The following is an 11,244-nucleotide window of genomic DNA, read 5'->3' as shown; positions in this document are numbered from 1 at the left end:
CGGGCTTTGCAACATTTACAGCTTGCTTGACCTCGGACAAGCCGGCGTGGCGGCAGCGCCACGGCTCAGACGTAGCGTTCCCGGTAGTCGACCGGCGACATGCCGCTGTATTTGTTGAACGTGTCCCGGAACGCCTTGGTGTCGCTGTAGCCCACCTCGTACATCACCTCGGCCACGCTCTTGCGGGTGGTCTCGAGCTGCTTCTTGGCCACTTCGACCCGCACGCGCTGCAGATACTCCACGACGCTGGCGCCGGTGGCCTGGCGAAACCGGCGCTCCAGCGTGCGCCGCCCCAAGGCATGCCGGTCGGCCAGCGCCTCGACCGTCAGTCGCTCGGCGTAGCGGCTCTCGATGTCGTCCTGCACGGCGCGCACCGCGCCATCGGCATGCGCCTTTTGCCCGGCAAAGACGGCAAACGGCAGTTGGCTGCTGCGGCTCCAGTCGAGCTGGAAGTATTTGGCGCACCAGATCGCGGTGTCGCGGTCGGTGTACTTCTCGACCAGATGCAGCACAAGATGCGCCGCCGAAAAGGCGCCGCCGCTGGTATAGAGCCCGCGTTCGGACCACAGGATGCGGTCGCTCACCCACGACACGCGCGGGAACATCGACTCGTATTGGTTGCGAGCGACCCAATGCACCACGGCACGCTGCCCGTCGAGCAGCCCGCCCGCCGCGGGTAACGCAGCCCCCACGCACAGGCTGGCGACTTCGCCGCCCGCCCGATAGCGCTCCGCCAGCCAGCCGATCAAGGCGCCATTGGCCTGCACGGCCTCGGGCACGTCGCCCTGCAGCGGCGGCACCATGCAGACATCGGCCTGGGGCGCGTCGCGCAGCAGCGCATCGGCGCGGACCGTGTAGCGACCGCCGTCCATCGCGACCGTGGGCGTATCCGCCACGAGCCTGACCGCGAAGCCGGGTGGACGCCCCTGCGCGGCCAGATATTCGTTGGCAGCCAGAAAGCCCTGACGGGCGATTTCCAGCGTGGCGACATTGGCGCGCGCAGGCAACAGCATGGCGATATGTTTCATTGACCGAGCATAGCGCCTAAGTGTGTCGCAATCCACCTGCAAGATTGTCGCGATCGCCCATCGCCGCCGGGGCCCCGCGCCGCTACAGTATTTCCATAACGCGCCCGTGTGCGGCGCGCTCACGGAGACGACCATGACCCAGACGACCCAGCAACAATATGTGGACGGCTTTCTGCTGTCGGTGCCGGCCGACAAAGTCGAGGCCTATCGCGCCATCGCCAGCAAGGCCGGAGAGATCTGGAAGGAGCATGGCGCGCTCGACTACCGGGAATGCGTGGGCGATGACCTGGAGATCCCCGGGCTCGCGAGCTTTCGCACCGCCAGCAATGCACGCGAAGGCGAGGTCGTCGTGTTTGCCTGGATCGTCTACGAAAGCAAAGCCGAGCGCGACCGGATCAATGCGGCCGTGATGGCCGACCCGCGGCTCGACTGCGACGCGGCCAAGGACATCTTCGACTGCGCCCGCATGGCCTGCGGCGGCTTCAACACGCTGGTGCACCGCTAGGCGCACGGCGTCGATCAGTTCGCCGGGCCCGTGGGCTGCAGCAACGCGCGCAGCCGCTGAAGATCGCGCTCCACCCACTGGCGATCCGCCTCGAAGCTCGCGTCGGTGTGCGCGGGCTGGCGAAACAGCGTGAACATCACCAGACTGCCCTCGCCATGCGGCACCACGCGCAGCGGCACGCGCACGGTTTCGCCGCTATCGAGCCTGACTTCGTGGTCGGCCACGCCATAGTCGTTGCGCGGCGAGAACCGCACGCGGATCGGGCCCGCCGGGCCGTCCGCGCTCCACCATTCGCCATCGGGAGCCAGGCCGTCCGAGAGGCCGCTCGCCCAGCGCGGAAAGTTACGCGGCTCGGCCAGAAACTCATACACGGCGTCGGCCGCCCGAGCGATCGTGACACAGAGCACGTGCACGTCGGGGGTGGCGGAGGGTGACGTGGCGGGCGCGTCACGGCGATCGTCGGATGGCATGCGAGGTCTCCTTCGTGTCGTGGTCGAAGCCCCATGGTGACATGGCGCTCCCCCCGCTGCCTAGCGCGCAAGCCCCGTGCCGCATGCCACCGCCGGCAGCGCCGTCCCGCGCCACCGCGGCGCCGCGGCGCGACCGAAACAAAACGGGCCGCGATCGCTCGCGGCCCGTGGCGTCGTGCGGGCGATGTGCCCGGTTCGGCCTTACTCGACCTTCGCGCCCGAATCCTTCACCAGCTTCTCCGAGGCTTTCCAGTCGGCCGCCAGGATCTGCTGGAACTCGTCGGCCGACTTGGCGGCCGACTCCACGCCCAGCGTGGCGAGACGTTCCTGCACCTTGGGATCGGCCAGGGTCTTGTTGACGGCGGCGTTCAGCTCGGCGCGCTTGTCGGCCGGCAACGCGGCCGGCGCCAGCAGGCCGATCCACGAGTTGAAGGTGTAGCCGGGAACGCCACTCTCCGCCACGGTGGGCAGGTCGGGCACGAAACGCGAACGCTGGGCGCCGGTGTAGGCGATCAGCTTGATGCGCGGATCGTTGCGGTACGGCATCGCACCGATCGTGGCCGAGGTCACGCCCTGCACGCGGCCGGCGAGCAGCTCGTTCACGGCGTCGCCGGTCGACTTCATCGGAATGTGCTGCATCTCCAGGCCGGCGGCCGCGAGGAACGAGGCCATGCCCAGGTGCGAGGCGCTGCCGTTGCCGGCCGACGCATAGTCGTAACCGCCCGGCTTGGCCTTCACGGCCTGGATGAACTCGGCGGTGTTTTGGGCGCCCAGCCCGGTCGAGGCCATGATGATGTAGCCGAAGTTGCCCAGGTAGCCGACGCCCGTGAAGTCTTCGTACGGGCGATAGCTCAGGCTCTTGTACATGTAGCCGGCGATGTTGTGGCTGGCCGCGGCCAGCACGAGCGTGTTGCCGTCCGGCGCGGCCTTGGCGACGGCGGCGGTGCCGACCGTGCCACCCGCGCCGGCGCGGTTCTCGACCACCACCGTGGCGCCGAGGTTGCGGCCCAGCTCTTCGCTGATGGCGCGGGCGATGGTGTCCTGGACGGCGCCGGTGCCGAACGGCACGACGACGCGCACGACACGGTCGGCGGCGTGCGCGGTCCCGCCCAGGGCGAGCGCGACAAGGGAGGCCGAAGCGGCGGATACAGCGTACGACAGGCAGGATTTCATGGTTCTCGTTCGTGGAACGGCCGCCGGGTAGGCGGCGCGGAGATTGGAATGGAGGAGACGACCAACCGCTCGCGCGGCCGGCCGCTGATCATTCCGGCGGCGTGGAACGATCGGCGCTGGCTGCGCGTGGATACCGGGAACCCGGCATCAGGAATGAAACGACGAGGGCAGACCTCGCCGCGAGCCGGCGTGCGACTCTACGCCAAGAAGAAATGGCGCGGCCACGATTTAATGGCAGTTTGCTTATGCCAGGTAGCGGGGTTTACACCGATGCGCGGCCAGGGCGGCGCATGTGGTACTCATGCTCGCTTTCGTGGTCGATCACGAATCCGCAGCGCTCGTAGAGGCGGCGCGCCGGATTGACCTTGAGCACGTCCAGTGTGACCGCAAGGCCCTGCGCGTCGGCCGGGTCCAGCACTAGGCGCAGCACCTGCTCGCCCCAGCCCTTGCCCTGAAACCCCGGCGCCAGCTGGATCTGCACCACGTGCCAGCGGTCTTCGTCGTCGATCAGGCCGCGATAGGCCTTCAGCAGACCGGCCGGCTCGCCATCGATGCGCAGCAGGCGCGCGTCTTCCCAGTGATACAGGATGCGGGCCATGTGCGCGGCTTCGTCGGCCGGGATGCCCTGCGCGTCGAGGTGCGCGTCCATCGTGCTGCGGCGTAGCGCGAGCAGATATGGCACGTCGGTCTCGGACGGCACCTGGAGCCGGATGCGCGGATGAGTGCTCACAGGATTGACGAGGGTCATGATCGACGAAGAATTCGAGAAACGGCGGACGAAGGGGGCGCTATCTTATCAAGCAGGACGCGGTGGCGCGTGACGCGGCAGCCCGCGCTCCGGATGCGGCGGATGCGGCGACCGATGTGCTGGAGTATGCTCTCGCCCCGCCGCGCCCGCATTCCCTTTTTTCAACCGGCGGCGCGTCGATGGCGGAGCATTCTGGTGGGCAACAACCTGCGTTGGCTGCGCGCGTTTTATTTTCTGTTCTATGGTCTGCAGGGCATCAGCATTCCGTTCCTGCCGCTCTGGTTTGCGAGCCGGGGGCTGGACACCGACCTGATCGGCCTGATCGTGGCGACGGCCTTCCTGCCGAAGATTCTGTCCGCGCCGCTGCTTGCGCATGTGGCCGATGTCACGGGCCGGCTCAAAATCCTGATCGCGGCCCCGCTGGCCACCACCGCCCTGCTGTTCGCCTGCTATCCGTGGCTGGACGCACCGGCCTGGGTCTTCTGGGCCACGCTGGGCATCAACATGCTGTTTCCGGCGGTGCAGCCCGTGCTGGACCGGATCGCGCTGTCCCACGTGGTGGGCGGCCGCCCGGTCTACACCACGGTACGCGTGTGGGGATCGATCGGGTTCGCCGCGACCACGCTCGCGGGCGGGTACGTCATCCGCGCGACGGACCCGCTGGCCATTGTCATCATGAGTGCGCTGCTCACGCTCACCTGCGCAATCTGCGTGCGTGCGCTGCCCGGCATGGGCGTCGTCCCGCCCCGCTCCGCCCCGGCGACGCCGTCGACCCCGGCGGCCACGGCGGCAAGCCCGGCGCCCACGCCCACCGACGCCGGGCCGCGCGCCGCGTTGCCGGCCACGCGCTGGCCCCTGTTGCAAGTGCTGCGCGACAACGCCGCGGTGCTGACGATCCTGGCCGCCTCGCTGATCCAGGCCAGCAACGGATTCCTGTACTCGTACGCCTCGCTGTTCTGGACGGACCGCGGCCTCTCGACCTCCGACATCGGCTTGCTCTGGACCGTGGGCGTGACCGCCGAGGTGGTGTTCTTCTACTTCGCCGCCCGCATCGTGCCGCGGGTCGGCGCCGAACGGCTCATCTGGCTCTCGGCCGTGATGAGTGCCGTCCGCTGGCTCGGGCTGGCCTTCTGCACCTCGCTGGCGCCGCTCCTGGCCTTGCAACTGCTGCAGGCGTTCACGCTCGCGGGCAACAACTCCGCCGTGATGACCTACATCGCCCGCCGGGTGCCGGCCGGCTGCCAGACCTCGGCGATCGCGCTGTACGCCATGCTCTCGGGCGGGGTGCTGATGTTTTTCAGCGTGAACGCGGCCCGTCTGGTGTATCCGCAGGTGAGCTGGGGCGGCTTCGGCATGATGGCCGTGTTCGCGCTCTGCGCCGTGCCTCTGGTGCTGTGGGCCGCCCGCCTGGGCCGCGCGCGGGATGCGGCTTGAAATCGACCGAAACCGGCTTAACCTCTGGACACACCGCCGAGCGCTGTGCCGGCCGCGCCGGCGCAGTACAGTAATGGTGGGAACCGGGCTTTTCGGTTCCGGAGAGCAATCATGAAGTCGCACTTTTTGCGGCGAGCGGGCGCGGCCGTGCTGCTGGCGGCGATCACCGCCCCCGCCTTCGCCGGCCCCGGCTGGGGCAGTCACGGCTATTACGGGCATGGCCGCCACGGCTATTATGGCAGCGGGTACAACCACCACCGTGGTGGCGGATCCTCGTCGGATGGCTGGTGGATCGGCGGCGCGATCGCGCTGGCCGCCGTCGGCGCCCTGCTGGTGGCCAATGCCAATGACCAGGCCTATGCCTCGTCGGGCGCGCAGATCGGCGGCGGTGGCGTGACGTACACCACGCCGGGCGGCGTCTATGACCCGGGATACGGCGACGCCGGCTATGGCGGGACCTACGTGGCCCCCTACGAAAGCGCGCCGGTGTATGGCAACCCGCCCGTTTATTCGGGCAACAACCTGACCGCCGCGCCCACCTACGAGACACCGCAGGGCTATCCGATGCCGCAGTACGGCCAGGGGTCGCCCGGCGCGGGGTCGCCCGCCGCGGGATCGCCCGCCGCGGGATCGCCCGCCGCGATTCCGGTGCCGGAGGCGCCGCCGGTGCAAACCACGGCACGCGCCGACTGCCAGCGCTATGCGGTCAACCAGAGCGGCTACGACCCGTCGATCCGCTCGGCCTGGACCACCCAGGTCATGGTCGACACCTACCAGCGCTATCTGCAGAGCTGCCAGCGCGGCCCGGGCTGAGCGGCGTTCAGCTCAGCGCCGTGTCCAGAAACATCATCACGGCAAACCCCGCCATCAGCCCCACGGTGGCGGCGGTCTGGTGACCGTTGCGGTGCGTCTCGGGGATCACTTCGTGCGACACCACGAAGATCATCGCACCTGCCGCCAGACCCATGCTCACCGGATAGGCGAGCGGAAAGCCCGTGGACATGCCCACGCCCACGAGCGCACCGATGGGCTCCATCAGCCCTGACGCCACGGCGACCATCACCGCGCCCATGCGGCTCATGCCCACGGCGCGCAGCGCCAGCGCCACGGCCAGCCCTTCGGGAATATCCTGGATCGCGATCGCCGTGGTGAGCGGCAGGCCCACGCTCAGATCGCCGTTCGACAAGCTCACGCCGATGGCCATGCCCTCGGGCAGGTTGTGCAGCACGATGGTCAGCACGAACAACCACACGCCGCCCACCCGGGCACTTTCGGGGCCTCTCTGACCGGTCTGCTCGTGCACGTGCGGCGTGAAGTAATCCAGGCCGAGCATCAGCAGCACGCCGAGCCCCAGCCCGAGCACCACGACACCGGCCGCGAGCGGGCCTTCGCCAACCTGCTCGGCGGCCGCGGCCAGTCCCGGCAAGATCAGCGAGAACGCGCTCGCCGCCAGCATCATGCCGGCGGCCAGCCCCAACATCACATCCTGCGTGCGCTGCCGCACATCGCCGAGCACCCCGGCCAGCACGGCGCCGAACGCGGTGGCGGCGAATCCGGCCAGCCCGCCCAGCACGGCATAGCCCACGTGGGCGCGCTTGTCGCCGGTGAGCGCATCGTAGCCGCTGGACAGAAGCAGCAGCACCACCGCGGCGACGGCCGCCACGAGGCTCGCTGCAATCCAGGGATGCTGGCGGGCCTGTTGCTTCCAGGCGGAAAAAAGATCGGCGGCGGCGAGGGAACTCGTATTCATGGACCGGCTTTGAACAGGGAACGCAATCATCTTGCCAGAGGCGCGCAGCGCGCCCAAGAAGATTCCACCTATGGTTGAGATAGAGTCGCCGGCTGCGCCTAGCCGGCCGCGCCTAGCCGGCCGCACCTAGCCGGCCGCACCTAGCCGGCCGCACCTGGCCCGCCGCACCTCGCCTTCCTTCGCGCGCGCGCTCAGGGCCGCGGGACGGCGCCGGTCAGGCCGGCGAGCAGGCCGCGGGCCCGCTCCAGCTCATAGGCAAGCAGCTCAGCGCGGTCGCCCAGCTCGACGGCGAGCGCGCTCTCCAGCAAGCGGCGCGCCTCCTCGCGCTCACCGGCGTCGATCAGGCATTCGCCGAGCACCACCTGGGCCTGCACCAGCACCGCGGCGGGTCCGTCGGCACGCGCCATATCGATGGCACGGCGCAGCGCCGCCTGCGCACAGGGCACGGCGCCCCGGTCGAGCAGCAGCAGCGCCTTGTTCATCTGGAAGGTGGCGGGCGTGGTCATGGTGCGGCGCGCGGCGTCACGATCCCGTCTGCGCCTCGCCGACCGCGCGCGCCACGTCTTCGCGCCGCGCCTGGAACGCCGCGCTGGCCGCCATGACGGCATCGATCACCGGCGCGCCGGCCGTGCGCGGCGATCCGCTCGCAAACGGCGGCTGAGGGTCGTACTCCATCGACAGCTGAATTCGCTCGGCCCGCTCCTGGCCATACAGACCCGCCACCAGCGTGAGCGCGAAATCGATGCCCGACGTGACACCGGCGCCCGTGATGCGGTTGCGGTCCCAGACCACGCGCTCGGCCACGGGCTCGGCGCCGAGCAGCGCCAACTGCGGCAACGACAGCCAGTGCGAGGTGGCACGGTAGCCGCGCAGCAAACCGGCAGCCGCCAGCACGAGCGAGCCGGTACAGACCGACGTGACGTACTGCGCGCCCGCGGCCTGGCGGCGCAGGAAGTCGAGGGTGGCGGCGTCCTGCATCAACTCGAGCTGGCCCGGCCCGCCCGGCACGAACAGCAGATCGGCGGGAGGACAGTCGTCGTAGCCGTGCTCGGCAAACAGGCGCAGGCCGCCGCCGTCCGTCACGAGGCCGGCCTGGCTCGACACCAGCGTCAGCTGCATTTCCTTGACGCGCGTGAAGACCTCGAACGGGCCGGTCAGGTCGAGTTGGGTCAGGCGTGGATACAGCAACATCACGACGTTCATGCGGCGTTCCTCATCTCGCGCCCACCCGGCGCACTCCCCGATGGTAGCGGCTTGCACCCGGGAAATCGATGAGTGCGTTTTGTACACAATTTTTGTGTATTGAGATTAAATGGAAGCAGGTCCACTCTTCCACCCTCGCCGCCATGCCCCCTGACGATCTTCGCGATTCCGGTTCCCTCCCCGCGCAACATCCCGCGGGCGCCAGCGTTATGGAATGGGCCGACACGCTCGCGCAGCATACCGACGTGCCCGGCCAGCTCACGTGCACTTACCTGACCGAAGCGCATCGCGCCACGGCTGACCAGCTGGCGCGGTGGATGCGCGAGGCGGGCTTCGACACGGTCCGCGTCGACGCCGTGGGCAACGTCATCGGCCGCTACCGCGCCGACGCGCGGGTCGCCGAGCCGCGCCTCGTCGCAACCGGCAGCCACTACGACACCGTGCGCAACGGCGGCCGCTACGACGGCCGGCTCGGAATCCTGCTGCCTGTCGCCGTCGTGGCGGCGCTGCACGCCGCCGGGGAGCGTCTGCCGTATGACCTGGAAGTGATCGGGTTTGCCGAGGAAGAAGGCGTGCGCTACGGCAGCACCTTCCTCGGTTCGTCGGCCTACCTGGGTCAGTTCGACATGGCGCTGCTGGATCAGGCGGACGCCAAGGGCATCCCCATGCGCGATGCGCTGCGCACGGCCGGGCTGGACCCCGACGCCATCGCCCAGGCGGCCGCCGACCGGACCCGCCTCGCACACTTCTTCGAAGTGCATATCGAACAGGGGCCGGTGCTGTTGCAACGTGAGCTGCCGCTGGGCATCGTGAGCGCCATCGCCGGCTGCGTGCGGCGCCGGCTGGTGCTTACCGGCCAGGCCGGCCATGCGGGCACCACCCCCATGGGCATGCGGCGGGATGCCGCGTGCGCGGCGGCCGAGATCGTGTTGATGGTCGAAAACCGCTGCCGCAGCGAGGACGGACTGGTCGGCACCGTGGGCGTGCTCGATGTCCCGGGCGGCTCGATCAATGTGATCCCGGGCGCCTGCGTGCTCACGCTGGACGTGCGCGCCGGCGATGATGCGGTGCGCGATCAGGCGCTGGCGGACATCGAGCGCGAGATCGCGGCGATCTGCGCGCGCCGCGCCATCGAATGGCACAGCGAAGAGCTCATGCGCGCCGCGGCCACACCCTGCACGCCCGCGCATCGCGCCCACTGGCGCGCCGTGCTCGAATCGCTGCATGCCCCGGTGTTCGAGCTGCCGTCGGGCGCCGGTCACGACGCGATGCTCATGGGTCGTGCCGTGCCCACCAGCATGCTCTTCGTGCGTTGCGGCAACGGCGGCATCAGCCACAACCCCCTCGAAACGATGACCGCCGAGGACGCCGCGCTGGCCGCCCGCGCGGTAACCGGCTTTCTGCACAGGCTCGCGCAGGACTGAGGCCGGACCGCCCGCGCGAGCGCGCTGCACGCGCTCGCGCGGCGCCAGATGCACCGCCAGATGCACCGCCTGGCCAGACCCCTATCGTTGCGCGCGCAACAGATCGTGCAGCGCCAGCGCCACCACGCGGGTCGCGCGTCGCAGGTCTTCGAGACGCAGGTTCTCGTCGGTATTGTGGCCCCGCGCTTCGATCAGCGTGCGCGGCCCGGCGCCGTACAGCACGGTCGGCACGCCATACTCGGTGTAATGCCGGGCGTCGGTGTACAGCGGCACGCCGTGCACCGGGATCTCGCTGTCGAACTCGGCGCGCGCATGGGCGCCCAACGCCTCGATCAGGCCCTTGGCGCCGGGCAGCTCGGCCAGCGGCTCGGCCTGCATGATGCGGCGCACCTGCACCTGGATGCCCTCGCGTCCGGCGACGGTGTCCTGCGCCAGCGCGCGCAGCTCGCCTTCGGCATCCACACCCTGCTCTTCGGGAATCATGCGGCGGTCGACCCGCATGCGGACTTCGTCGGGCACCACGTTGGTGTTGATCCCCCCTTCGATCAGCCCCACCGTAAGTCCGGGCGTGTCGATGCCCGGCACGGCCGAATGCTTCTGCGCCAGCACGCGCCGGTGCGCATACAGCGCATTGAGCACCGCGGTCGCGGCCTCGAGGGCGTCGGCCCCGGTGTGCGGCATGGCGGCGTGGGCCTGCCGGCCGCGCACCGTGATCTCGGCATGCAGGCAGCCGTTGTGCGCGGAGGTGATGCCGTACGAGAAGCCCGCGGAAATGGCGTAATCCGGACGGGTCAGGCCCTGGGCGAGCAGCCAGCCCGGACCGATCGCCCCGCCCGCCTCCTCGTCGTACGTGAAGTGCAGCTCGACGGTGCCCCGGTAGCTCGCGCCCGCCTCGCGCGCGGCCAGCAGCGCGAGCAGCGCCCAGGTGTAGGTGGCGAAGTCCGACTTCGACACCGCCACGCCGCGGCCGATCATGGTCGGGCCGTGCACCGCATCCTGCACGATGTCGCCGCCATAGGGATCGTGGCTCCAGCCCGTGCCGGGCGGCACCACATCGCCGTGGGCGTTCAGTGCAATGGTGGGACCGCCCTCGCCGAGCACGACGCGGACGATGAGGTTGGTGGCCGAGATCATGCCGTTGTCGCGCACCAGATTCTCGGGCACGGCATGCGCCTCAACCTCGAATCCCAGGGCCTGCAGCAAGGCCTGCGCGCGGGCCGCGTGGGGCGCGCAGTCGCCCCCCGGGTTGTCGGACGGCACGCGCACGAGCTCACGCAGAAAATCCACCTGCGCGGCGTGTTCCTGGTCGATGAACGCACGGATGCGCGTGGCCGGCGATGAGGCCGTGGAAGGAGAGGCTGGCGCGGACATGGCGGCTCCGAGGGGTGGGTTGCGAAGCGACGGGACGGGCGGCGGCCCCCGGTGCCGGGCTGCAAACCTGGATCGGCGCGGATCGGCGATCGAGTCGAAAGCAGGAACGGCGGGCCACCGGTCAAAGTTGCAGCCACT

The 11,244-nt window shown here is 69.6% G+C and carries 12 protein-coding genes; 4 read left to right on the top strand and 8 right to left on the bottom strand.

Annotated features, from left to right (window positions below):
* Positions 1-65 precede the first annotated feature (65 nt).
* Positions 66-1,028: a GlxA family transcriptional regulator gene (locus CEK29_RS08925; protein WP_094799241.1), complete on the bottom strand. Its 963-nt coding sequence runs from the start codon at positions 1,026-1,028 to the stop codon at positions 66-68.
* Positions 1,029-1,161: 133 nt separating this feature from the next.
* On the opposite strand from CEK29_RS08925, the gene CEK29_RS08920 reads away from it, so the two are divergent.
* Complete coding sequence (locus tag CEK29_RS08920; RefSeq protein WP_094799240.1) at positions 1,162-1,533, top strand: DUF1428 domain-containing protein; 372 nt, start codon at positions 1,162-1,164, stop codon at positions 1,531-1,533.
* 14 nt (positions 1,534-1,547) lie between these two features.
* Here CEK29_RS08920 and CEK29_RS08915 read toward each other — a convergent pair whose 3' ends face one another.
* The 3 genes from CEK29_RS08915 to CEK29_RS08905 all read right to left on the bottom strand — a co-directional run bounded on the left by CEK29_RS08915 (position 1,548) and on the right by CEK29_RS08905 (position 3,906).
* Positions 1,548-2,003 carry an SRPBCC family protein gene (locus CEK29_RS08915; RefSeq protein WP_249278979.1) on the bottom strand — a complete coding sequence of 152 codons (456 nt, stop codon included), beginning with the start codon at positions 2,001-2,003 and terminating at the stop codon, positions 1,548-1,550.
* Positions 2,004-2,204: 201 nt separating this feature from the next.
* Positions 2,205-3,176 (bottom strand): tripartite tricarboxylate transporter substrate-binding protein, encoded by a 972-nt coding sequence (locus tag CEK29_RS08910; protein ID WP_094799239.1) that lies wholly within the window; start codon positions 3,174-3,176, stop codon positions 2,205-2,207.
* A gap of 262 nt (positions 3,177-3,438) precedes the next feature.
* A complete protein-coding gene (locus CEK29_RS08905) occupies positions 3,439-3,906 on the bottom strand; it encodes a GNAT family N-acetyltransferase (RefSeq protein ID WP_255176108.1) in 468 nt (155 codons plus the stop codon).
* 213 nt (positions 3,907-4,119) lie between these two features.
* Between CEK29_RS08905 and CEK29_RS08900 the strand changes: the two genes are divergently transcribed.
* Together CEK29_RS08900 and CEK29_RS08895 are read left to right on the top strand one after the other, a co-directional pair.
* Positions 4,120-5,358 (top strand): MFS transporter, encoded by a 1,239-nt coding sequence (locus tag CEK29_RS08900; protein ID WP_094858005.1) that lies wholly within the window; start codon positions 4,120-4,122, stop codon positions 5,356-5,358.
* A 111-nt stretch (positions 5,359-5,469) separates the two neighbouring features.
* Positions 5,470-6,171, top strand: coding sequence for a hypothetical protein (locus CEK29_RS08895; protein WP_094857875.1), 702 nt, complete (start codon positions 5,470-5,472; stop codon positions 6,169-6,171).
* A gap of 7 nt (positions 6,172-6,178) precedes the next feature.
* On the opposite strand, the gene CEK29_RS08890 is transcribed toward CEK29_RS08895, so the two are convergent.
* The 3 genes from CEK29_RS08890 to CEK29_RS08880 all read right to left on the bottom strand — a co-directional run bounded on the left by CEK29_RS08890 (position 6,179) and on the right by CEK29_RS08880 (position 8,311).
* Complete coding sequence (locus CEK29_RS08890; protein WP_094799235.1) at positions 6,179-7,108, bottom strand: ZIP family metal transporter; 930 nt, start codon at positions 7,106-7,108, stop codon at positions 6,179-6,181.
* Positions 7,109-7,299: 191 nt separating this feature from the next.
* A complete protein-coding gene (locus CEK29_RS08885; protein WP_094857874.1) occupies positions 7,300-7,614 on the bottom strand; it encodes a hypothetical protein in 315 nt (104 codons plus the stop codon).
* A 16-nt stretch (positions 7,615-7,630) separates the two neighbouring features.
* Positions 7,631-8,311, bottom strand: a complete 681-nt coding sequence (locus tag CEK29_RS08880) for a DJ-1/PfpI family protein (protein WP_094799233.1) — start codon at positions 8,309-8,311, stop codon at positions 7,631-7,633.
* Between the two features lie 143 nt (positions 8,312-8,454).
* Here CEK29_RS08880 and CEK29_RS08875 point away from each other — a divergent pair, with 143 nt between their 5' ends.
* A complete protein-coding gene (locus CEK29_RS08875; protein ID WP_255176107.1) occupies positions 8,455-9,735 on the top strand; it encodes an allantoate amidohydrolase in 1,281 nt (426 codons plus the stop codon).
* Between the two features lie 81 nt (positions 9,736-9,816).
* On the opposite strand, the gene CEK29_RS08870 is transcribed toward CEK29_RS08875, so the two are convergent.
* Positions 9,817-11,106 carry a M20/M25/M40 family metallo-hydrolase gene (locus CEK29_RS08870; RefSeq protein ID WP_094857872.1) on the bottom strand — a complete coding sequence of 430 codons (1,290 nt, stop codon included), beginning with the start codon at positions 11,104-11,106 and terminating at the stop codon, positions 9,817-9,819.
* Between the last annotated feature and the right edge of the window lie 138 nt (positions 11,107-11,244).

Origin of the sequence: Bordetella genomosp. 5, assembly GCF_002261475.1 — a bacterium.
GTDB lineage: Bacteria > Pseudomonadota > Gammaproteobacteria > Burkholderiales > Burkholderiaceae_B > Bordetella.
This window is presented reverse-complemented; position numbering and strand designations above follow the sequence as displayed.